Genomic DNA, 21,066 nt, shown 5'->3' with positions numbered 1-21,066 from the left:
GTTGTGGGTTCGTCACACGATTCCCTACAGGTTCCGCCTCTGATTCGGGCGGGTTTATACAGTCGAGTACTAGTCGTCGGCCTCGTCCCGTCTGCGTAACCGGTGTGCCCCGGCGGCATCGTGATACTTTCGAGACATCATTTTAGGCAAACCTAAACGCATAAGTGCGGCGGGCGGCGAATTCCACCAATGAGCAGCGGGGAGCAAACCGAGGCGACCGACGGAACCGACGAGCGCGACGAGCACGGCGATCACGACGCGGAATACACGTTCGAGGACGTCAGCGTCGTCATGGGAACCTACAACGAGGAGGCGGCGATCGGCACGGTACTATCGGATATCGAGGACGTCACCGACGGGAAGGCCGAGGTCGTCTGCGTCGACGGCTCCTCGGACCGCACCCCCGAAATCGCCCGCGAACACGGCGCGACGGTCGTCGAACAGCGCCCCCAGGGGTACGGCGTCGCGGTTCGCGCGGCGATCCTGGAGCCGGATAGGCCGGTCGTCGTCACGACCGACTGCGACGACACCTATCCCATGGAGCAACTCCCCGAGTTCCTCGAGTTGATCAACGAGGGCTACGACGTCGTCAGCGGCGACCGGCTCTACCACGGAGCCGACGCGATGCCGGCGTTCAACCGGTTCGGGAACCACGCCTTCGCCGCCCTCGCGAGCGTCCTGATGGGCACTCGCGTCCACGACACGACGACCGGAATGCGCGCCTACCGCCGCGAGGTCGTCGAGTCGATCCGATGGACGGAAAACACCGGCCTCTCCGCGGAACTCCTGATCCGGCCGCTACTGAGAGGCTACGACGTCCGCGAACACCCGATCGAGTACCGCGAACGCGCCGGCGAGACCAAACTCGACCCGATCGAGGGCGGCGCCGCGATTGCGAAGTCGATCGTCACGGTCTGTCTCGAGGAACGATTCTGAGTGGCCGGGCACGTCGGAGCAGTCGTTCGTCGCATCGTTCGCGCACGGTCAGTATCGAACGCTCTGGGTCAGGACGAAGACCAGCAGCGCCATCAGTAGCGATCCGAGCAGGGTTTCGGCCGCGGCGATGGCCCGAGCCATCCCCGCTACCGGCTGTATATCGCCGTAGCCGAGCGTCGCGAAGGTGATCACGCTGAAGTAGAGGCTCTTCAGGTACGCCCGCCCGAGGACGCGACTCGGCGTCTCGGTGGGGTCGTCGATCTCGTACGTCACGGCGGTCTCGGTCCCGACCTCCTGGATGCCGCCGGTCAGTGGGTACAGCCCCGCACAGACGAGAATCAGCAGTACCGAGGTCGCGACGACGCGCCACGGACTCGTCCCGTAGCGCATGACCCAGCGCGATCCCGCCAGCCGAATCGCGCGCCTGTAGTTTCCCGTCCGCCAGGCCTCGCGGCGGCGAAAGTCCATCTCTCGGAGGTAAAACGCGTTCGCCTGCTTCGGGAACGCGTTCTCCCTGTAGAGCCGCTGGAGTTCCGAATACACCCACTGTGCGGATTCGGCACGCTCTACGGCGCTGTCGCCCGACAGTTCTCGGTCGATCTCGGCCTCGTAGACCGCGCGCTCGCTGAACGACGTCTCGAGGTTGATCCGCACGTCGGTCAGGCCCGCGCGGTAGAGCCGTGCGCCCCGGAAGTCCGCACCGCGGAGGTCGGCGAAGACGAACACGGCGTCGTGCAGGTTGGCGTCCCGAAACGACGCGCCGTGGGCGTCGACGTCCCGAAACGTGGCGCGCCGGAGATCCGCCCCGGAGAGGTCGGCGTCGTCTACGACCGCGTTCGAAAAATCCGCCTCGACGAGCGACTGTCCCGCGAGGATCGAGGTATCGTTCAGCCGCGCTCCCTCGAAGTTCGCCCCGTCGAGGCGCTCGCCCGGCGCGGGCGCCTGCCGCTCGTAGGCAGTCGTCGGCACGACGGACTCGGTGTGCCAGAGACACCGATCGTCTCTCCACGTCGGTCGCCAGCAACAGACCGCACCGGCGTCGTCGACCCCGCTGCTGTTCGTCACGTGGCCGCACCGCTCGGTGGTCATAGGTATGCTGGGAGCGGACGGCCTCTAACGCTATTGCCTGAAATGTGTCCGTCGCCCGCCCCTCGAGACGGCTGCCCGGGCGGCTCTCGGAGCTTTCACTCCTCCGGTCCCCGGGGATCCCGCTCCGTCCGATCGTTGGAGCCGCGCCGCTCGCGTCCGCTACTCTTCGACGACGACGATATCGGTTCGGACGAACACGCCGTTCGGGGACTGCTCGGGGATGTACGCCGCTTCGCCGCCGCAATCGCGGATTCCGCTACACCGCTCGACCCTGGGCGAAAGCGCACGGACGGTCTCGCCGTCCGTCCGAACCGGGACCTCGAGCCGATAGCTGAAGCTCCCGCCGAGCCCGCGGTCGACGAACACGTCGAGCACGACGTCGTCGCGATCGTCGAGGGGGAGCGATTCGGTGGCCCCGATCTCCGGCCCGCCCAATCGCACTGCCCCGTCGGTGGCGATCACCCGAAGGCTCGTCCGATCCGAGACGTTCTCCAGGACGGACGTGGCACTCCCCTCGTCCGTCGTGAGGGTCACGGTGACGCTCTCCGCCGCCGTCGGAACGCCGACGGTGGCGTTCAGTCCGACCGTCGAGCCGGCGACGTGATCGACCGGTTGCAGTCGGGCCGCACGCGGGGACCCGTCGGGCGGATCCCAGGTGCCGCGATACGCGAATCTGTACAGCGATCGGTTGGGATACTCGTCGACGACGGCGAACGGCCGCTCGTCCATCGCGTACACCCGCTGCCCGTCGAAGTCCGGATCGTTGCGAAGCGCCTGGAACGGGTGGGCGAGCCAGTCCCCGTACGGCGTCGGAAGGAACACGACCGACCGCTCGCTCGGCGCGTCCTCGAGTGGCTCGTAGACCCGCTCGTAGGTGTCGGTCACCGCCGCGTTTCGATCGATTTTCTCGTCGACGTTCGCCGCGGTGACGGCGCCCACTGCGAGCGCGCTCACGAGCACCGCGGCGACGAGCGTGACGCGTGCCGCTTGCGGGCCGAGATTCCGATCCGTCGCCCGTCGGGCGGCGGCGACGAGCGCCAGTGCACCGACGGCGGCGAACGCCGCGAACGGCACCAGGAGATCGAAGTGGTAGTACGGGCCGTGCGTGGCGATCAGGCCGTCGCCGGCCCGATCGAGATCTCCGAGGATGTTGTGGTTCCCCCAGAAGTAGACGTTCCCGACGGCGATGGTGAGGACCTGTCCGGCGATGATCGATTCGCGGGGCGAGAGGCCGCGGCGGACGGCGACCCCGAACCCGACGGCGGCGACGACGGCGCCGAGAATTCCTCCGGCGATCCAGCCGGTGGCGAACGTCGCCAGTACCAGCGCGTTCGACCGCAGCGCCAGCCCCGCGGTGTATTCTATTCCGGGACCGAGAAGTTGCCGGCGACCGAAGCCGAGGCCGTCCAGCGGCGCGAACGCCTCGTAGGGGAACACGAGCGGCGAGCCGGTCACGACGGCGTTGTAACCCAGCGCGAGTCCGACGCCCGCCAGCCCGAACGCCGCCGTCGCGGTCTGTCTGGGAAGGGCCTGACGGAAATCCCCCCGAAGGGTCCAGCACGCGTGGACGACGAACGGCGCGGCGAACAGCACGGCGGTGTACGGTCGTGAGAAAAACGCCAATCCGATGGCCGCGCCGGCCGCCGCGGCCCAGCGTCGATCGTCCGTTCGGTCGGCTCGGAGATAGCCGTAGGCGAAGGTCAGGTTGAGCATCGTCGTCGGCGCGTACGGCATGAAAACGGCCGATTCGATCAGAAAGAGCGGCGAACACAGCACGATCACGGCGGCCGCGATGCCGGTCCGCCGATCGAAAACCTCGCGAACGACCAGCGCGACGAGCGCGAGTATGGCGGCCGCGATACCCGGAAGCGCGAGTCGATACCCGCCCAGGAGTTCGCCGAGCGCGAAGATGGCCGCGGGGACGGGCGCGTACTTCGGATACAGTCGGTCCCCGTCTTCGACGAAGAACCAGGGGCGAAAGACGTCCTCGACGGGCGGTCGAACGAAGAGCTGTCCGTCAAGCACCATCGCCGCCTGCTGGAGGTAGACCCCCTCGTCGTGGTTGAGCGAGTGGTACGGAAACGTGTACGTCTCGAGCAGCCAGACGGCGAGAGCGCCGACGAGTGCGATACCGACGACCGCGACCCGCCACGTTCGTCGCCTCATCGTTCGAGTCTCACGGGCGCATCACCGCCCTTCCTGTGCGAGCATCACGGCCATCGACAGGCCGGAGACGACGATCAGGACGAGCGCCGGGACCGCCGCTTGCCCGTACAGGCCGGTTTCCTCGACCCGCCAGATGTACGTCACCAGCGTCTCGAATCCCAGCGGGCGCAACATGAGCGTCGCGGGCAGTTCCTTCATCGTCGTGAGAAACACCAGCGCGGCCCCGGCTGCGACTCCCGGTAAGATAAGCGGCAGCGTTACCGCCCGGAACGTACTCAATCGCGAGCGCCCGAGCGTGCGGGCCGCCTCGAGGAGTTGTCGATCCACCTGCAGCGTCGACGTCCGAATCGACCCGATCGCCTGGGGCATGAACCTGACGACGTACGCGAACACCAGCAGCGGTACCGTCTTGTAAATCGCGGGGATGACGTCGAGGCTGAAACTGAGTAAGGCGATCGCGAGGACGATCCCGGGCGTCGCGTACCCGACGTACGGCGCGCGGTCGGCCAGCGCCGCCAGCCGCGAATCGGCCGTCGCCGACGCGATCGCGATCGGCAGCGCGACGAGGATGGAGGCTCCGGCGGCCAACAGCGCGACGTAGGCCGAGTTCAGACCGTACTCCCACTCGAACGTCAGCCGTCCGACTTGATAGCCCGGCCCACCGCTAAACAGCCACATTCCGAAGATCGCGATCGGCAGCGCGAGCGCGAGCACGGAGACGACGGTCGGGAGCAACAACGCCGGGTATCGCCACGCTCCGAGCTCGAGGTCGACGCTGCCGCGGTGCCCGCCGCTCTCGTATGCTCCCGACTCGTCGACGCCGATTCGGGATTCGATCGCGAGGATGATCGCCGTCACGGTCAACAACTGGAGCGACAGCAACGCGGCGTAGTCGCGGGCGAACGCGTTGTATCGAGCGTAGATGAACTGCGTGAACACCTCGACCCGCATGATGTTTGGCGTGCCGAAGTCGGCGAGCGCGTACAGCGCCACGAGCAGCGCGCCCGCCGTGATCCCCGGAAGGATCTGCGGGAGCGTGACCCGTCGAAACGCCTCCCAACGGCCGGTGTTGAGCGTTCGCGCCGCCTCGACGAGCGACCCGTCGAACGAGAGCAACGCCGCCCGCGTCGTCAGGAACACGTAGGGGTAGGTGTACAGCGTTAGCACGAACGCGGCCCCGGCGAACCCGTAGACGGACGGGATCGAGTCGATGCCGAGCGGAGCGAGGAGGTCGGCGAGCTCTCCCTGTGGTCCGAACGCCGAGACGAACGCGAACGCCCCGAGATAACTCGGGACGGCGAGTGGCAGTGCGGCGAGGACGGTCCAGAACCGAGGAAACGGGATCTCTCCCTGAACGGTCAACACCGCGAGGGGGACGCCGATGACGACGCTCGCGCCGGTGACCACCGCGACCAGCGCGACGCTCCGGAGCAGCACCTCGACGGTCTGGGAGTCGACGGTCAGTTCGAGCGCTCGAGACCCGAGCCCGGCGGCGTCGACGACGAGCCAGGAAAGCGGAAGGACCAGAACGGCTGCGATGGCAGCAGCGAGCAGCGTGAGGCCGACGTCGACGGGAGAGTCGTCTCCGTTCGTCCCGCGTTCGACCGTTCGTGCGACCTGCTCTCGGATCGTCATCCTGAGACGCCGGCGTCGTCCATCAGGTCGAGGGTCGGTTCCAGGTTCGATAGCTCCGCGAGGTCGATATCCGGCGGGCTCAGCTCGTCGATCGTCGGGAGACCACCGACCGGGGCGACGCCCTCGATCATCGGGTAGGCGAAACTGATCGTCGCGAAGTACTCCTGTGCCTCCGAGGAGAGCAAGTGGCGGACGAAATCGTCGACGAGTTCGCCCCGCTGGGTCCCTTTCACTTTCAGCGCGCCTGCGACGTTTATCAGCGCGCCGGCATCGCTTTCGGTGAAGGCGAGATCGATCGGCGCGTCCGGCTGTTGATTTTTGACGCGCATCGCGTAGTAGTGGTTCGCGAACCCGGCCGCCAGGGAGCCGTTAGCCACGGCCTGGGAGACGGCGTACTCGTTGCCACGGCGCTCGGTACCGGCGTCTCGCATGTCGACCAGCCAGGTACGGGTCGCCTCGTCGCCTTCGATCAGCCGCATGGCCGTCACGAACGATTTGAACGCACCGTACGTCGGTGCCCAGCCCATCGTTCCCTGCAGGGCGTCGGTCGACGGGAACTCCATGACGGTGCTCGGAACGTCCGAGCCGCTCAGCTGGTCGATGTTGTACGGCACGGAACGCGCACGTCCGGCGACGCCGGCCCACGCCTCGTCGGATCCGACGAACTGGTCGTTCGCGACCGGGTCGACCGCAGCGTCCGAGAGCGGTTCGTAGGCGTCGTTGTCCGCGACGAACCCCAGCGAGCTGGCGTCGATCGACCAGAACACGTCCGCCTGGGCCGCGCCGGCGTCGACTTCCTCGACGATCGTCTGGGCCAGCGACGCCGAGTCGTTGTCGTTCGGATGGACCGTGAAATCGGGATAGATGTTCTGCAACATCTCGACGAACTCGTAGTAGATCCCACCCTCGCCGCCGCCGATGTAGAGCGCGAGGTCGCCCGAGAGATCCGGGAGTTCCTCTATCGACGTCCCTCCCGGTGCCGGTCGACCTTCCACGAGCGTCCCGGAGCCTCGGAACTCGGAGAGTGACGGTATCTCGACGTCTTGATCGTCGTTGAAGAATCCCAGACAGCCCGCGAGCGAGGTGACGCCCAGGGCGGACCCGATTCGCAACGCGTTCCTGCGCGTAACCGCGCGCTCTCCGCTGTCTCCGTTCATACTCGGTTTAGGCTGACCTAAAACCTTATAGTTGACGATTCAGTCGTCGGCGACGACCTGTGCGCGGTCCGTTTCGGGGCCGGCGCCCGATCCGAGCGCCGCGAGGCACTCGAGCCAGTCGAGCATGTGTTCGCCGACGTAGTTGAAGAACGCGCCGTTGTTGTACTCCTCCCACTCACCGTCGGCGAGTTCGCGGCCCATCGCCTCGAAGACGGCCGCGTAGTCGTCCGCGTCGCCGCTACCATCGTCCTCGGACGGCTCCGCCGGCTGAACGGCCCGTGGACCCTCCGGTTCCACGCCGTCGATCACCCGCCAGAGGTGTTCGTTGAGCTCGAGTCCCGGAACCTCGTTGTTGAGGTCGTCGAAGGTGCTTCGAGGGGCCTTGTTGTGTTCGCAAAGCGGCGCGCCGTTGTAGATGCGCTTGCCGAGCACGTCGCAGGCTCGCTTGAGGAAGACCCCCGACCAGATGTCGTCGAACCGGCCGACGTTCCACTCGTTGTCGTCCATCGGCAGCTGGTAGAACGCGGGAATCACCTCGCGCCGGAAGGCGAGGTTCATCGAGCAGACCGTGAGGTAATTGCCGCGAGCGGCGACGAAGTCGTCGCCGAAGTCCTCGCTCGCGGTCCGGGTCTGGGCCTGCCCCTCGAGGTCGCCGTCCATCAGGATGCGAACGGCGTCGAGGTCGGGCACGTTCGTCCACAGGCCCTGCGAGGCGACGACGTCGCCGGCGTCGACGTGGGCGGTAGCGGTCTCTACGGTCTCGCCCATCGCCGAGTACGGGTACCCCCGCGGGTAGAGGCCGTGGTCGTCCGCGTTCTGGTACAACACGTTGACCCACCGCTCGTCGGAGGCGACCGATTCGACGTCGCCTTCGAAAGCCAGGTTCCCCATGTGCGTCCCGAAGAAGTCCTCGTCGGGGTGCGGAAGGGTGTCGTCGTCGATGAAGAAGCCGTAGTCGAACTCGTCGTGGGCCCACATGTAGAGCAGGCCGAAACTCGTCTCGGCGTGGCTCGCCGCCGGGACGACGTGGGAGTACTCCGCGACGTCGTGGTCGGCGTACCACTCCTCGCGACGGCTCCCGTCGAAAACCTCGCCCGAAACGCCCTCCTCGGCGAGCATCGTTTCCATCGCTTTCGTCTCGCAGAAGTTCTCGGTGACGAGAACCACGTGGAGCCGCGAGAGGTCGAATCCGTGTTCCCGCGCGTTTCCGAAGTACGAGCGGAGACACTCGTACTCCCGAATCGTCGGCACGACGACGCAGATATCCTGATCCATTGTGCCACTATCTTTTAGGCTCGCCTAAAAAACTACCGTTATTTCGCGTCGGATCCGGCTCCCCCGTCGCGTCCGAGAGGGAGAGACCGAGCGCGAGAGTCCCGCCGGCGCCGCCGACCAGCGTCACGGCGTTTTTCAGCGCGTGATCGACGATCGCCGCGGCGAGCGCCGTACTCGCACCGATCGGCGTGAGCCCGACGATCAGCGCCGTAAAGGCGGCCTCGTAGAGCCCGACGCCGCCCTGGGAGAGGGGAAGAACTTTCGCGAGGTTCCCCACGCTAACCGCGAGCGTTCCGACCGCCACCAGCGTGGCGAACGCGAGGTCGCTTCCGAGCGCAGCCAGAACGAGAACTGCGGTACACACGTCGAGCGACCACACGGCGAGACTCCCGGCCCCGATTCGTCCGAGCGCGCGCGGCTGCCGGGCGACCGTCTGGACCGCCGTCGCGAACCGGAGCCCGGCCGTGACGGCCCGTTCGAGCCGCGGCCGGCCGCCGACCCCATCCCGCACCCACGCACCGAGTCCGTGATCCGCTCGAGCGGACGTGACGACCGCGAGGCCGACACCTGCAGCCGCGAGACTCACCGTCGCCGCGGACAGGACGGTAATCCTCGCCCCGTCGGCCGACGCGACCGTCCGGAGCGTCCCGGCCGCATCGCCCAGCGCGAGCCACGCCGCGGCGAGCGCCGCGAGCGCCGCGATCGTCGTCAGGTCGAACACCCGCTCGACGGCCAACGACGCGAACCCGGCGGAATACGGTACGTCGCGGTTCGTCCGCAGTACGTGTGCGCGCACCGCGTCGCCGGCTCGCGCCGGGACCGCGAGGTTCGCCGTCTGACTGACGAAGATCGCGATCGTGGCAAACGCGGTGTCGCTGCGGTGGTCCATCGCCGCGAGCACGTCGCGATACCGGCGACCACGGAGCGGCCACGAGACGGCGTAGACGGCGACCGCGCCGGCGAGCACGAGCGGATCTGCACTCGAGATCTCGGACGCGACCGTCCGCACGTCGAGTTCCCGTATCACGACGACGAGTCCGAGAAGCACGACCATCGTCCCGGCCACCGTCAGTCGGCGGCGAGTCAGGGCGGCGGTGAATCTGTGACCCGGCGATCCCTCGCAGGCGTTTTCCCGGCTCGCACCGCGACCGACACTCTCCGCGCCCGTCCCGTCGCTTTCGGCGCTCGAGACCGAGCCGGCATCGGGAGCGGACGGACCGGTCCGCTCACCCTCGCCTTCCATGGCCCTATCCTCCCGGCCCAGATATTTAAGCCCACCTAAAACACTCGCGATCGCGGGATCGGGTCGTTCTCGGGGCCGTTTTGGCTTCCACCTACCGCCGACCGTTGCCGGTCGTCCTCGGTCGTCGTCGGTTCCCGTCTTCGACCGCCGGCTATCGTACCTCTTCGACGATCTCCCGCGTCGACCGTCGCACCGCCTCGTCGCTCGAGAGACGGGGTTCGAAACCCAGCGCGGACAGCTTCTCGATGGAGAGGCGCATCTTCGGGACGTCACCGGTCCAGCCCCGTTCGCCGCCGGTATACTCCCGATCGGGTTCCACGCCGAGTTCCTCTGCGGCAATAGTCGCGATCCGGTCGACCGAGGTCGTCGTGCGCGTGCCGAGGTTGTACGTGTTCATCGCGTCGTCGGCGTGCTCGACGACGTGGAGCATGGCGTCGAGGCAGTCCTCGACGTGAAGGTAGGACTTCTCCTGGCGGCCGTCACCGAGGATCGAAAGCGTCTCGGGATCGGCCCGTAGTTTCTCGACGAAATCGGGGATCACCGCTCCCCTGAGGCGGGGGCCGACCACGTTCGCGAACCTGAAATTCCAAACGGTGAGGTCGTGGCTGTGGGCCCGCGCGGAAAGTAACCCTTCGTCCGCCAGCTTGCTGGCTCCGTAGGCGCTGATCGGCTCGAGCGGGGCGTAATCCTCCGGCGTCGGTCGCGGGGCTTCGCCGTAGACCGTCGAGGAGGAGGTGTAGGCGATTTCCGTGACGTCCGCGTCGGCCATCGACTCGAGGATATTTCGGGTCATCCGCGTGTTGTCGTCGAACTGGCCGTGCGGGCGGTCCGTGTCGACGTGCTTCGACGCCGCCAGGTGGACGACGAGGTCGACGTCGTCGAGGTGGCCCTCGAGTGCGGTGGGTTCGGTGAGGTCGGCCTCGAGAAAGTCCGCGTCGTCGGGGATGCGATCGCGATCACCGTTCGAAAAGTTGTCGACGACGAGGACGTCGGCACCGTCCGCGAGCAGTCGCTCCGAGAGGTGCGAGCCGATGAACCCAGCGCCACCCGTGACGAGGATCCGTCGATTCGAGAGGGGCATACGCGATACTCACTCGGCGAGCGGTTAATCCTGTTGGGTTTCGCCGGCCAGTCGACGGATTTCGCGTCCCCTGCGGTCGATTGGCGTTCTCCGGAGACTGTTCGCTTTCCCTGCTATCGGTTCCCGTTTCTCGACGTCGGTTCCGCTCTCCGATTTCGGTCCGGACGACCGGGACGTCCGTTCGAAGAATCCGCTTAGACGCCGGTCGAATACCGCAGAATCCCGGCGAAGCCGCCGAAGGCGTTGTAGAGCTGTTCACCCTTCTCGAAGTCCGTCGAGATGAACTTCGTCTCGGTCCCGCGCTGTTCGGCGATGTCGATGAGGTGGTCGATCGCGTCCTCGCGGTCCTCTTCGGTCGCCTCGACGTCGGTTCCACACTCGGTGCAGGTGTGCGTCGGCGTCGACTTTCGCCGGTCGATCACCTCGCGCTCGGTTGCGCCACACTCCGGACAGTCGTAGGTGACGACGTCCTTCCGGAGGTCCTCGCTGATCAACAGGCGGTCGACCGCGCCCATCATCAGGTTTCGACGCGTCTGCTCGAAGCCGTAGGTCGCCAGGTCCCCGGCGTTGAGTTCCTCGAAGAACTCCTCCATCACCTGCTTGTCTTTCATCACCTCGGCGTCGGCCAGGGCGTCCTCGGCGTTGTCGACCAGATCCTTCAGTCCCGATTCGTCCGTGTACGCGACGTCGAACTTCCCGATGACGTTGTCCTGAATCTCGTGGTGGAGGTAGTCGCCGTCCAAGAACTCGTCTTTGGTCGGCGAGGGGCCGCCGACGAGGATTCCGTCGAGTTCGTGGCGCTTCGGGACGAACAGGTCGTTCGCCATTCCTGCGACCTCCTGATAGAAGTTGTCGATCGCCTCGAGGCGCAGGCGAGCGAATCGCTGTGCGGACTGGCCACCTTTGCGCTGCTTGCCGGGAACGAGCGAGGACGCGGATTTGACCGGTTCGATTCGTTTGCCCTTCAGCCAGCCGACGTTGGCCTCGCGGCGGTCGAGGACGACCAGGCCGTAGAGTCCCTTGTCGGCGAGCATCTCCTCGAGCGGTTCGGTCAGAAAGTCCGAGTCGCAGTGATACCGAAAGGACTCGATAGGCTGGGGCGGACTCTCGAGGACGTTGGTGACCATCTCTGTTTGCCCGCCGCCGGAGTCGACGGCACCCGAGAAGAGGACGATGCCGTTTTCGGGTGGATAGGTGTCGTAGTATCGGAGCCGGTCTTTGATGCTCGTCAGCGCGTCCTGGACGGCGGTTCGGGTCTGCTTGGATTTGATGTTGGCCGCTTCGCTGTGTTCCTGTGTGACGTGCTGGACGACGTCGCTGATCTGTCTATCCTCGGGAACGTAGATCGTCACGAGCTGCGTTCCGGAGCCGTCGTAGTTCTTGAGATCCTCGATGACCTTCCGGAACTCGTATTTCTTCCGGTCGGATTGCTCCTGTTCCCTCTCCTGGCTCATTAGTCGAACAAAACGCTGCTGTGGGTAAGAATCCTTTGACACACCCCTCGTCGTGCAACCGAGCGCTGGCGGAGTCGTGGCGTCGTTTTTCCGACTATGCGAGACGTGTCGGCGCGCCATAACGAGCCGAGAGGTTAGGTGACGATTTAAGGTGTTGCCGTTCTAGGGTCAGGACAGTAATCGAGTATGTCTCAGGAGACGGTCTACGCTATCGCGAGCGGGAAAGGTGGTGTCGGGAAGACGACGACGACGGTCAATCTCGGGACGGCGCTGGCCGAGGCCGGAAAGCGCGTCGCCATCGTCGACGCGGATCTCGGCATGGCGAACCTCGCCGGGTTCGTCAGCCTCTCTCCCGACTCGACGACCCTATACGACGTCTTGGCGGGCAACGCATCGGTCGACGACGCCACGTACCGATTGGCGGACAACATCTTCGCTGTTCCCAGCGGGACCAGCCTCGACGAGTACGCCGAAACCTCACCCGAAGGGCTCGGTACGGCCGTCGCCACGCTTCGGACGAAATTCGATTACGTCTTTCTCGACGTCGGCGCGGGTATCAGCCACGAGACGGTCCTCCCGCTGGGACTGGCCGACGCCGTCGTCATCGTCTCGACGCCCGAACCCGCCGCTATCCACGATTCGAAAAAGACCCTCGAGTTGACCGATCGCGCCGGTGGCTCCGTCGCCGGCCTCGTCCTCACCCGGACCCGACCCGACAGCGACATCTCCCACGAGGAACTCGCGGACCGCCTCGGGGTGTCGCTGCTCGGGATCGTTCCCGAGGATCCCGCCGCTCGAGACAGCATCTACGCCGGCACGCCGCTCGTCGTGTTCGAACCGAACGGGCCGGGTGCCGTCGCCTACCGCCGGCTCGCGTCGGATTTGACGGGCGTCGACATCGCAGAGCCCGCCACCGATGGCGGCACGAACAGACGACCGCCGACCGGCTCCCGTTCGAACCCGCCGGTCGACCCGAAAGGCGATTCGACGGGCCGCGAAGCGGCACACGACGACGTTTCGAGCGCCATTACGGATGCCGAAACCGACTCCTGATCGGCCGCTCGGACGCGGCCGGTGACGTCGTCGGCCGGTACGGACTGCTTTCTACCGTTGCGTCTGCGGACATCGTCTCCGCTTCTATCGAATGGAGTGAATACCGTCCGTTCGTGACTCTCTTTTCTCTGTGACCGTCACGGCCGTCGTAACGACCGGGAAATCCCGATACGGATACAGTTTCGACCGGTTTGTTGGTCATTTCTCGAGCCTGTTTCGGGGTGATTACCACCTAAATTCGTCGTCGTTGTCGATGGAAAGCATAACGAACTGATTACTAATCATAACCGTTCTCGATGGCTCGTCCATGGAGCGACGAAAGATCCTCCTCGGTAGTGGCGCAGCGATCGCAACCGTCCTCGCCGGCTGTTCCAGCGACCAGACTGGCGACGAATCAAATCAGAACGGAGACGGCTCCGACGACTCGCTCGACGGCGACGGCAACGGGAACGGCAACGGCAACGACGATTCCGGCGACTCCGACAAGAAAGCCGACATTCCAGGCCTCGACCGGGACAAACTGAAACTCAGCAGCCAGAAGCTGACGATCGAGGACGTCAACAAAAACGACAAAGAGGTCGACGTCGTCGCCACGACGACGACGACCGACCCCGAGACGCTGTTCACGGAACTCGAAACCCTCGCCGCCGATCTGCGGCGGGCGATCACCGACCCACAGGCGTTCGCGGCCGCGGTCGACAGCGTCACGTGGGTCCTCGAGAAGGACGGCGCGATGGTGATGTCGTTCTACGTCGACGTGTCGTGGGCGATCAAGTTCATCAACGACGAGATGGACCGGGAAGAGTTCCTCGACCGCGTCCTCGAGACCGCGGACGAGGCTCGCTAACGTTCGCCGGAGAGCCCGAGTGGCTATCGTTCTTTTGGCTGGCCGCGGGACGCGATGAGGGACGGGTCCGTGCAACCGAGCGGAACGAGGCGTCTTCGTCGGACGAGGTCGACGTGGCTCGGACGACTCACATCGAGCGCGGCGCTGCCACGCCCAGGATCGACAGGGCGTTGGCGACCGTGTGCTTCGAAGCGGCCACCAGCGCCAGTCGCGCCTCGCGGACCGCCGGATCGACGTCGTCGGCCAGCACCGGACACTCGCGGTAGAAGCCGTTGAACCGGTCGGCGAACTCGCGGGTGTAGGTCGCGACCTGGTGGGGCTCGAGGTCGTCCGCGGCCTCGTCGACGACCGCCGGGAACCGCGCGATCGTCTCGAGGAGGTCCCGTTCTTCGGGCGTCTCGAGACGGTCGGCGTCGACGGCCGTTTCGACGTCGTCCATGCCGGTCTCGGGGTCGATTCCGGCCTCTTCTAGAATGCCACAGCAGCGCGCGTGGACGTACTGCACGTAGGGGGCTGACTGGGCTTCGAAGTCGAGTGCCCGATCCCACTCGAAGGTAATCGCCTTCGTCGGCTGCTTGGAGACGATGTCGTAGCGGACGGCGCCGATCCCGACCTGATGGGCGATCCGCTCGATGTCCGCCTCGTCGAGGTCGTCGTCGCGGATGCGGTCGTCCAGCCGGTCTTCGACCTCCCCGCGGGCGCGGTCGATGGCCTCGTCGAGCAGGTCGTCGAGGTCGACGCCGGTCCCGCGGCGCGTGCTCATCTTCCCCTCGGGGAGGTTGACGTACGAATACAGGACCTGCTGCAGCTGATCGGTATCGTTGCCCAGTAACTCGAGGGTCGTCCGGAGCTGTCTCGCCTGGAGTTTGTGGTCCTCGCCGAGGACGGTCACCGCGCGGTCGTACTCGTCGAACTTCCACTCGTGGTGGGCCAGGTCGCGGGTGACGTACAGCGAGGTGCCGTCCGACCGCAGGAAGACCAGGTTCTTGTCGATGCCGTGGTCTTCGAGTTCGAGTTGCCAGGCGTCCTCCTCGTACACCGCCTCGTCGAGGTCCTGGAGTCGGTCGACGAGCGCCTCGGTCGCGCCGTTGCGCATGAATCGCGTCTCCTTGACGAACTCGTCGAACTTGGCGGGCAGGCGCGCGAGACACTCCGTCATCCCGCCGAGAACCTGGTCGACGACCTCGCTGACGCGCTCGTAGGCCTCGTCGTCGCCCGCTTCGAGCCCTCGCATGATCGATTCGATCTCCGCTTCGGCCGCCTCGACGTCGGCTTCGGGCGCGTTCTCGAGGAACGCGTTGCCCTTCCGGTAGTAGCGCACGAGATCGTATTCGATGCGGTCGCGCTCGGGCGCGTTCTCTAAGTCCTCCTCGTCGAACGTTTCGTAGGCCCACGTGAAGACGGCCATCTGCCGTCCGGCGTCGTTGACGTAGTAGTGGCGGTCGACGTCGTAGCCCGCAAAGGCGAGGACGTTCGCGACGGCGTCGCCGATGATCGGGTTTCGGGCGCGGCCGACGTGGACGGGTCCCGTCGGGTTCGCGCTGGTGTGTTCGACGACGACCGACTCCTCGCGATCCGGGAGGGTACCGTAGGAATCGTCCGTCGCTTCCTCGAGCGTCGCCGCGAGGTACGCGTCGCTCGGGAGGAAATTGAGGTAGGGGCCCTGGGTCTCCACGTCGGAGACGTGCGTCAACTGCTCGGCGTCGATCTCGGCTGCGATCTGGTCCGCGACCTGCGGCGGCGCCGCGCCCGCCTCGCCGGCCAGCCGGAACGCGACGCTCGAGGCGAGAACGCTGTCGACGTCGTCCGGTGGTTCTTCGAGCCCCAGATCGTCCGTCGGAAAGCCGAGCGTCGAGAGCGCCCCGTCCAGGGCGTCTTCGACCTCTGCGCGTAGGGAGAGGAACATACCCGCCCGTATTCAGGGCTCGAGTAAAGGAATGTCGGGTTTCGTCTCGTCGCCGCTCGGTCGATCGGTCCGACGCGAGCCGCGGACTATACCAGCCCCCATCGCGCCGCCCCGCTCACTCGAACAGCGCCGCAGCCTCGCGGAACCGGTTTTCGTGGACCGGCCGAAAGCGCTCGTCAGAGTCGTCGAACTCGCTCGGCGTCCAGAATCGCGCGTCCGTCGCGTCACTCCCGGCCGCCAGTCGGCCCTCCGCGTCGGCCCGGTCGGCCACGTAGTGGACCGTGACGACGTACTTGCCGGTGCGGGGCGGCATCGCCGACGCGGCCAGTATCTCGAGGTCGGCGGGGTCGACGACCACGCCGGTCTCCTCGGCGAGTTCCCGGGCGGCCGCCGCGGGCGGTTCCTCCCCGATCTCCATGTGGCCGCCGGGGATCGTCCACTCGCCCACTCCCGGCGGGACGCCGCGTTCGACACAGAGGACGGCGGGATCGGAACGGGACGAATCGACTACTGCGACGCCGGCACAGGGGACCGGGTTGTGCCAGACGATGGACTCGCAGGTCGGACAGCGCATGCGATCGCGATCGTCGAACGTGATCGGCTCGAGTCGAGTACCGCAATCGGGGCAAAACGTCGGCGGTCGGCTGACCATCTAGCCGAGTGTTCGGGACTGGCGGTTCAAAGGGTTTTCAGTCCGCTCCCGGTCAGCGGAACGACGACGTCGTCGTCCGCCTCGAGGACGCCGTCTTCGCGGTACTGGTGGAGGGCGGCCGGTGCGACCGCACAGGTCGGTTCGACGTAGAACCCGTTCCGGTGGAGTCGATCGAGTGCGGTCTCGATCGGATCGCCGCCGAGCGCGATCGCGTCGCCGCCGGTCTCCTCGATCGCCTCCAGTATTTCGGCCCGTCGTGCCGGGTCGGTGATCTGAATCCCGTCGGCGATGGTCGTTCCGTGACCGTCTTCGTCCGTCGTCTCGCCGCCGAGCGCGTCGACGATCGGTGCGTAGCCGGCCGCCTGCGCGCCGAGCAGTCGGGGCATGCCGTCGACGATACCGGCCTCGTTGAGCAGCGAGAATCCTCGATAGGCCCCGAGGAACAGCGTCCCCTGCCCGATCGGGAGGACGATCGCGTCCGGGACGGACCAGCCTTGCTGGGCGGCCACTTCGAAGGCGAACGTCATCGTTCCGGCGAGGAACGCGGGATTCCAGGCGTGGCTGGCGTACCAGCCTTCGCCCGTCTGTCTCGGGGCGGTGTCGTCCTCGCTCGCGTCCGCCGCGGCGTCGGCGTCGCCCTCGACGGCTTCGAGACAGGCCGCCGTGACGTCCGATCGCGTTCCATCGATGCGGACGGGACGGGCGTCAGCCCGCTGAATCGTCATCAGCTTCGACTGTTTGACGTCGGACGGGACGTAGATGTCCGCCTCGAGCCCCGCCCGGGCCGCGTACGTCGCGATCGACGCGCCGGCGTTCCCCGACGAGTCTTCGATGACCCTCTCGACGCCGAGTTCGACGGCCCGCGAGAGGGTCGTCGTCGCGCCGCGGTCTTTGAACGACCCCGTGGGGAAGACGTACTCGAGTTTGAACTGGGCGTCCCAGTCGGGGGCGTCGACCATCGGCGTGAACCCCTCGTAGAAGGTGACGTGCTGTTCGATCGGGAGGAACTCGAAGAACGTCCAGAGCCCGTCGCTGGTATCGAGGCTGTGAAGCGGCAACGGCTTACCCTCCGGGTGGGGCCGTTCGGTGAACTCGAGGGCGTGGCCGCAGGCACAGCGCCACGGTTCGTCCGGGCCGGCCTCGTAGACGGCTCCGCACTCGGGGCAGGTGAGATCGGAGGCCATCTCAGTATTCACCGATCTCGGTGCCGACCGAGCAGACGTACTCGCCCGTCGCGACCTGTGGGAGCCGACGCGCCCGCCAGAGGATGCCGTCGCCGTCGGCCGTCACTTCGCCTTTCGGGTCGCCGAAGGGCGTCGTCACTTCGAAGATCGTCTCGCCCGGACGAACGCGGTCGCCGAGTTCCTTTCGCATGGTCACGAGCCCGCCCGCCGGCGCACCGTACTGTTCGAATCCGCCGGCGCGGGTCTGTGGTTCGAGGGACTGGTCGCCCTCGAGGAAGTTGAAGTACTGGAGCACGTTGAACACGCCCTCGACGCCCGTTCGAATGCTCTCTTCGTCCCAGCCGACCGCACCGCCGAGTTCGGGATCGACGGTCGGAATTCCCTCGTCGGGCGCCGCGCGGGCGAGTTGGCCGTCCGGCCCCTTCTGGTCGAGCACGTAGCCACAGCCGAAGGCCTTCGCGAGTTCGAGACACTGCTCGTGGAGTCGGTGGCGCTTTCCGCAGCGGACGCGAACCTCGTCGAGCATTCGGCTGGTCGATCCCTGGTGGAGATCGAGGATCAAATCGGCTCGAGTCGCGGCCTCGAAGGTCGCGGCCGCGATCCGCTCGCTCGAGGTGCCCTCTTCGTTGCCGGGGTAGGCCCGGTTCATCTTCGTGTCGTCGATCGGATTCCGGTGTTCGGCGACTTGAAACGCGTGATAGTTTACGATCCCGACGATCAGAATCGTTCCCGAGAGTTCGGCGGGATCGAGTTGCGGCACGACGCGCTGGATCACGCCCACGCCGTTGAGTTCGTCCCCATCACTGGCCGCCTGCATGTAGAGAGTCCGTCCGGGAGAGTCGCCATTAATCACGGCGACGGGGAGCCCAAACGGGCTCCCATCCCGCGTTTCGCCGACCTCGAGACGGCCCGTATCGATCTCGCCGGGCCCCGCGCTCGCCGTTCCGAGCGTCGTCGTCATGTCCCTCACGTTGAACCCGTTCGTCTTTATACTATCCTTTGATCTCGGGGATTCCGCTAGCCCGGATGGCGACGGTGGCGTAACTACGCTCGGATGTCGACCGGTCAGTTCGAACTGTGTCTTACTGATCCGACTCCAATTTACTGCTGTCCAGTTCCCCTTCGATCCACGACCGACCCCTGTCAGTGAGAATGTAATATCCCGAATCGTCAATTTTCTCCACGAGCCCGTGATCCGTGAGGCGCTTTAGACGTCGCTTTACCGTTGATCGGTGGGGCGAGGCCCGTTCTTCGTATTCGAGATTGAACAAAATAACGCGTGGTGGAAGGGCCTTCCCGCTCTCGGAGAGCATCTCGAGTATCGGCCCGTCGTACTTGCTCCACCAGCTCGGTTGCACGGTTGTCTGCTTGTTTTCCGACGATTAAATAATCAGGAGTCTTACGAATAGCCCTATATGTTGCAATATGCAACATATGGGGTTACTTTTATTGACAATGCAACGGATAGGGTTACTTGCTGTGCAATATACGACTCGAATCTCGTCGGCCGGACCTGCCGAGGATGTCACAACAGTGCCGTCACCACGCTGTGAAACGTCATGGACCAAGACGACACACGAACCCCCGAACTCCCCGCCCGATCGGATGCTTCGCTCGAGCACGATCGTCACCTCCCGTCTGCTTGCAAGACGACGTGGACCGACCTCACCGCGATTCGACGCGATTGCCTCGAGATCGTGTTCCGTCGCGAGAACGACGCGAGTCCGGTTGACGAACGCGATATACTACGCGCGCTCGAGCGCCGGTCACCCATCACCAAGCGAACGCACCTGTACGCGGATCTGATGGTTCTCGTCGGTCGGGGACTTCTCTCGAGAGAGAGAGTCACCCTTCCGAACGCACGACCGAATACCGCCTCACGGATGAGGGCCACGCACTCCTGTTACAGCGCGCCGAGCGCCTCGCGGAGGTCTGTGGCATCCGAACCGTCGAGTCCGAACCCCCCGCTCGAGAGAAGCGGGAGAACGGATGAACAGGGCTCGAGGCGACGACTCGAGGCGATGCCCGGATTGCGGGGGCGAGATCCCCGAAAAAGATCCGCTCGTCGGCTGGTGGCTCTGTGACGACTGCGGACTCGCGGTCGACGACGACGGGGACTCCGTGACGTGAAATTACTCAGGCCCGAACGGCGTCGGGATCCGCGTCGGTAAGCGGCAGATCCACCTCGATCGCGTCGTACCAGACCGTCGGCCGCTTCGATCGCCCGTCGCGCTCGAATTCGATCAGGTGCAATGCCTCGAGTTCTTCGAGGTTTCCGTGTACCTGCTTTACGTCCCGGTCGACGAGGCGGGCCGTGTCGCGGATGCTCTCTGGATCGTGCTGGGCGATCGTCCTGAGCAGTTCCAGGTTCTTCGGTCGAACCACTCGATGCAGGTCGTCCGGATCGTGGTAGACCACCTCGAAGTGCGGTTCCGGTTCGTCCCCCCGATCCAGCGCGCGAAGCGTCTCGAGGGTGGCCTGTTCGTCGCCGCGTTCGAACCGGATATACATCGTCCGATCGTCGTCTGTCTTGTTACCAGGGTTCTCCATGATCTCTTACCTCCCGTTTGAAGCGTTTGTACAGCGATTCTAGGCCCGGGTAGTCTACGCGTTCGACGTCGGCGGGGTCGTCGGATTGGTGCCTGTGATGGATATCGACGTCGGGGTGATCGGGGAAGTTATCGTACCTGAGTATCGTATCGCCGTCGATGGTTCCGTACTGCATCGAATACTTCATCCCGTCCGGATACCGCTTCGTTTCGGGCACCGACCAGGCTTCGACTTCGACGTACGTGTCGCCGAAATCTTCCTGAATGGACAGCACCCGCACGGCTTCGTCATCGTCTTCGTCACCGGCCATCGGTCGTTGTTATCCGATCCAACATAATAGTTGTTGTGGTCACTAACAACACTGTGAGTGCAGCGACACGGTTCCAACTGGCGGATGGCCGACGGTCGGTCAAATCATTCCTCGTCTGACTCGAGGTTGTCCGCATCGAGTTCGCCGGCCAGGTACCGTCTCCCCAGTTCAGTTATTTCGTAATATCCTTCGTCGACCCTATTCACGAGGCCGTAATCGACCAACATCGAGAGTCGACGACTGACGCCGGTTCTGTCACGGTCGATATTCCTCCCGATCGCCGTCGGCCCGAGTTCCAACCCAGTATCGAGCACTTCGAGAATCCGCTCATCAGTCGGATTTTGCATCCATGAACCGGGTTTTCTCATTGATTGTCCATTTTCAACGGCCTTCTTACATCGTTCGAATCGACGATCTCGTTCAATGCTTCCGTAGATTAAATTATACGATATAGTAGAAGATTTAAGACAGCAGGGCGAAGACTGATCTGTCAACGTGAGTTGCAACGGCCCGTTTAACCGGGGAGCC

Annotated in this window: 20 protein-coding genes; 4 read left to right on the top strand and 16 right to left on the bottom strand. The window is 65.3% G+C overall.

Annotated features, from left to right (window positions below; all coding sequences use genetic code 11):
- Positions 1-291: 291 nt before the first annotated feature.
- Positions 292-936 (top strand): dolichyl-phosphate hexose transferase, encoded by a 645-nt coding sequence (locus tag NJT13_RS07950; RefSeq protein ID WP_254525423.1) that lies wholly within the window; start codon positions 292-294, stop codon positions 934-936.
- 48 nt (positions 937-984) lie between these two features.
- Here the strand turns inward: NJT13_RS07950 and NJT13_RS07945 are convergent, their stop codons facing one another.
- From NJT13_RS07945 to prf1, 8 genes are all read right to left on the bottom strand, one after another.
- The gene (locus NJT13_RS07945; RefSeq protein ID WP_254525022.1) at positions 985-2,025 is read right to left on the bottom strand and encodes a pentapeptide repeat-containing protein; all 1,041 of its coding nucleotides are present in this window, start codon (positions 2,023-2,025) and stop codon (positions 985-987) included.
- Between the two features lie 159 nt (positions 2,026-2,184).
- Positions 2,185-4,191 carry an ArnT family glycosyltransferase gene (locus NJT13_RS07940; RefSeq protein WP_254525021.1) on the bottom strand — a complete coding sequence of 669 codons (2,007 nt, stop codon included), beginning with the start codon at positions 4,189-4,191 and terminating at the stop codon, positions 2,185-2,187.
- A 21-nt stretch (positions 4,192-4,212) separates the two neighbouring features.
- On the bottom strand, positions 4,213-5,826 hold the full coding sequence (locus tag NJT13_RS07935; protein ID WP_254525020.1) for an ABC transporter permease: 1,614 nt from the start codon (positions 5,824-5,826) through the stop codon (positions 4,213-4,215).
- Positions 5,823-6,983: an extracellular solute-binding protein gene (locus NJT13_RS07930; protein WP_254525019.1), complete on the bottom strand. Its 1,161-nt coding sequence runs from the start codon at positions 6,981-6,983 to the stop codon at positions 5,823-5,825. Before NJT13_RS07930 ends, NJT13_RS07935 begins: the two co-directional genes overlap by 4 nt.
- Before the next feature lie 39 nt (positions 6,984-7,022).
- Positions 7,023-8,258 carry an alpha-1 4-glucan-protein synthase gene (locus tag NJT13_RS07925; RefSeq protein WP_254525018.1) on the bottom strand — a complete coding sequence of 412 codons (1,236 nt, stop codon included), beginning with the start codon at positions 8,256-8,258 and terminating at the stop codon, positions 7,023-7,025.
- A gap of 7 nt (positions 8,259-8,265) precedes the next feature.
- Positions 8,266-9,501: a lysylphosphatidylglycerol synthase transmembrane domain-containing protein gene (locus NJT13_RS07920; RefSeq protein ID WP_254525017.1), complete on the bottom strand. Its 1,236-nt coding sequence runs from the start codon at positions 9,499-9,501 to the stop codon at positions 8,266-8,268.
- A gap of 151 nt (positions 9,502-9,652) precedes the next feature.
- Complete coding sequence (locus NJT13_RS07915; RefSeq protein ID WP_254525016.1) at positions 9,653-10,582, bottom strand: NAD-dependent epimerase/dehydratase family protein; 930 nt, start codon at positions 10,580-10,582, stop codon at positions 9,653-9,655.
- A 194-nt stretch (positions 10,583-10,776) separates the two neighbouring features.
- Entirely contained in the window at positions 10,777-12,036 is a 1,260-nt protein-coding gene (prf1, locus tag NJT13_RS07910; protein WP_254525015.1) for a peptide chain release factor aRF-1, read from the bottom strand.
- A 186-nt stretch (positions 12,037-12,222) separates the two neighbouring features.
- On the opposite strand from prf1, the gene NJT13_RS07905 reads away from it, so the two are divergent.
- Together NJT13_RS07905 and NJT13_RS07900 are read left to right on the top strand one after the other, a co-directional pair.
- Complete coding sequence (locus NJT13_RS07905; RefSeq protein ID WP_254525014.1) at positions 12,223-13,089, top strand: MinD/ParA family ATP-binding protein; 867 nt, start codon at positions 12,223-12,225, stop codon at positions 13,087-13,089.
- Between the two features lie 307 nt (positions 13,090-13,396).
- Entirely contained in the window at positions 13,397-13,936 is a 540-nt protein-coding gene (locus NJT13_RS07900) for a DUF8159 domain-containing protein (protein WP_254525013.1), read from the top strand.
- A 127-nt stretch (positions 13,937-14,063) separates the two neighbouring features.
- Here the strand turns inward: NJT13_RS07900 and argS are convergent, their stop codons facing one another.
- The 5 genes from argS to NJT13_RS07875 form a co-directional block, all read right to left on the bottom strand.
- Positions 14,064-15,842 carry an arginine--tRNA ligase gene (argS, locus tag NJT13_RS07895; RefSeq protein ID WP_254525012.1) on the bottom strand — a complete coding sequence of 593 codons (1,779 nt, stop codon included), beginning with the start codon at positions 15,840-15,842 and terminating at the stop codon, positions 14,064-14,066.
- Between the two features lie 115 nt (positions 15,843-15,957).
- Positions 15,958-16,494 carry an NUDIX domain-containing protein gene (locus tag NJT13_RS07890; RefSeq protein ID WP_254525011.1) on the bottom strand — a complete coding sequence of 179 codons (537 nt, stop codon included), beginning with the start codon at positions 16,492-16,494 and terminating at the stop codon, positions 15,958-15,960.
- 26 nt (positions 16,495-16,520) lie between these two features.
- A complete protein-coding gene (locus NJT13_RS07885; protein ID WP_254525010.1) occupies positions 16,521-17,678 on the bottom strand; it encodes a threonine synthase in 1,158 nt (385 codons plus the stop codon).
- A 1-nt stretch (position 17,679) separates the two neighbouring features.
- A complete protein-coding gene (locus NJT13_RS07880; protein ID WP_254525009.1) occupies positions 17,680-18,639 on the bottom strand; it encodes a succinylglutamate desuccinylase/aspartoacylase family protein in 960 nt (319 codons plus the stop codon).
- Positions 18,640-18,760: 121 nt separating this feature from the next.
- Positions 18,761-19,036 (bottom strand): IclR family transcriptional regulator, encoded by a 276-nt coding sequence (locus tag NJT13_RS07875; protein ID WP_254525008.1) that lies wholly within the window; start codon positions 19,034-19,036, stop codon positions 18,761-18,763.
- A 631-nt stretch (positions 19,037-19,667) separates the two neighbouring features.
- Here NJT13_RS07875 and NJT13_RS07870 point away from each other — a divergent pair.
- Positions 19,668-19,808 (top strand): hypothetical protein, encoded by a 141-nt coding sequence (locus NJT13_RS07870; protein WP_254525007.1) that lies wholly within the window; start codon positions 19,668-19,670, stop codon positions 19,806-19,808.
- Positions 19,809-19,814: 6 nt separating this feature from the next.
- On the opposite strand, the gene NJT13_RS07865 is transcribed toward NJT13_RS07870, so the two are convergent.
- From NJT13_RS07865 to NJT13_RS07855, 3 genes are all read right to left on the bottom strand, one after another.
- Entirely contained in the window at positions 19,815-20,228 is a 414-nt protein-coding gene (locus tag NJT13_RS07865; RefSeq protein WP_254525006.1) for an HVO_A0114 family putative DNA-binding protein, read from the bottom strand.
- The gene (locus NJT13_RS07860) at positions 20,212-20,538 is read right to left on the bottom strand and encodes a toxin-antitoxin system TumE family protein (protein WP_254525005.1); all 327 of its coding nucleotides are present in this window, start codon (positions 20,536-20,538) and stop codon (positions 20,212-20,214) included. Before NJT13_RS07860 ends, NJT13_RS07865 begins: the two co-directional genes overlap by 17 nt.
- 104 nt (positions 20,539-20,642) lie before the next feature.
- Positions 20,643-20,906 (bottom strand): winged helix-turn-helix domain-containing protein, encoded by a 264-nt coding sequence (locus tag NJT13_RS07855; RefSeq protein ID WP_425499793.1) that lies wholly within the window; start codon positions 20,904-20,906, stop codon positions 20,643-20,645.
- Positions 20,907-21,066 lie beyond the last annotated feature (160 nt).

The sequence above is a fragment of the Natrinema caseinilyticum genome, assembly GCF_024227435.1.
In the GTDB taxonomy this organism is placed as follows: domain Archaea; phylum Halobacteriota; class Halobacteria; order Halobacteriales; family Natrialbaceae; genus Natrinema; species Natrinema caseinilyticum.
Note: the sequence above shows the minus strand (reverse complement) of the source record. Positions and strands in the feature narration are given on the sequence as shown.

Excerpts from the sequence above, each read along its gene's own strand:
- NJT13_RS07950 (WP_254525423.1), top strand. The coding sequence starts at position 292 with ATGGGAACCTACAACGAGGAGGCGGCGATCGGCACGGTACTATCGGAT.
- NJT13_RS07855 (WP_425499793.1), bottom strand. The coding sequence starts at position 20,906 with ATGAGAAAACCCGGTTCATGGATGCAAAATCCGACTGATGAGCGGATT.
- NJT13_RS07940 (WP_254525021.1), bottom strand. The coding sequence starts at position 4,191 with ATGAGGCGACGAACGTGGCGGGTCGCGGTCGTCGGTATCGCACTCGTC.
- NJT13_RS07865 (WP_254525006.1), bottom strand. The coding sequence starts at position 20,228 with ATGGAGAACCCTGGTAACAAGACAGACGACGATCGGACGATGTATATC.
- NJT13_RS07900 (WP_254525013.1), top strand. The coding sequence starts at position 13,397 with ATGGAGCGACGAAAGATCCTCCTCGGTAGTGGCGCAGCGATCGCAACC.
- NJT13_RS07860 (WP_254525005.1), bottom strand. The coding sequence starts at position 20,538 with ATGGCCGGTGACGAAGACGATGACGAAGCCGTGCGGGTGCTGTCCATT.
- NJT13_RS07915 (WP_254525016.1), bottom strand. The coding sequence starts at position 10,582 with ATGCCCCTCTCGAATCGACGGATCCTCGTCACGGGTGGCGCTGGGTTC.
- NJT13_RS07905 (WP_254525014.1), top strand. The coding sequence starts at position 12,223 with ATGTCTCAGGAGACGGTCTACGCTATCGCGAGCGGGAAAGGTGGTGTC.
- NJT13_RS07890 (WP_254525011.1), bottom strand. The coding sequence starts at position 16,494 with ATGGTCAGCCGACCGCCGACGTTTTGCCCCGATTGCGGTACTCGACTC.
- NJT13_RS07920 (WP_254525017.1), bottom strand. The coding sequence starts at position 9,501 with ATGGAAGGCGAGGGTGAGCGGACCGGTCCGTCCGCTCCCGATGCCGGC.
- argS (WP_254525012.1), bottom strand. The coding sequence starts at position 15,842 with ATGTTCCTCTCCCTACGCGCAGAGGTCGAAGACGCCCTGGACGGGGCG.
- NJT13_RS07925 (WP_254525018.1), bottom strand. The coding sequence starts at position 8,258 with ATGGATCAGGATATCTGCGTCGTCGTGCCGACGATTCGGGAGTACGAG.
- NJT13_RS07885 (WP_254525010.1), bottom strand. The coding sequence starts at position 17,678 with ATGGCCTCCGATCTCACCTGCCCCGAGTGCGGAGCCGTCTACGAGGCC.
- prf1 (WP_254525015.1), bottom strand. The coding sequence starts at position 12,036 with ATGAGCCAGGAGAGGGAACAGGAGCAATCCGACCGGAAGAAATACGAG.
- NJT13_RS07880 (WP_254525009.1), bottom strand. The coding sequence starts at position 18,639 with ATGACGACGACGCTCGGAACGGCGAGCGCGGGGCCCGGCGAGATCGAT.
- NJT13_RS07945 (WP_254525022.1), bottom strand. The coding sequence starts at position 2,025 with ATGACCACCGAGCGGTGCGGCCACGTGACGAACAGCAGCGGGGTCGAC.
- NJT13_RS07930 (WP_254525019.1), bottom strand. The coding sequence starts at position 6,983 with ATGAACGGAGACAGCGGAGAGCGCGCGGTTACGCGCAGGAACGCGTTG.
- NJT13_RS07935 (WP_254525020.1), bottom strand. The coding sequence starts at position 5,826 with ATGACGATCCGAGAGCAGGTCGCACGAACGGTCGAACGCGGGACGAAC.
- NJT13_RS07870 (WP_254525007.1), top strand. The coding sequence starts at position 19,668 with ATGAACAGGGCTCGAGGCGACGACTCGAGGCGATGCCCGGATTGCGGG.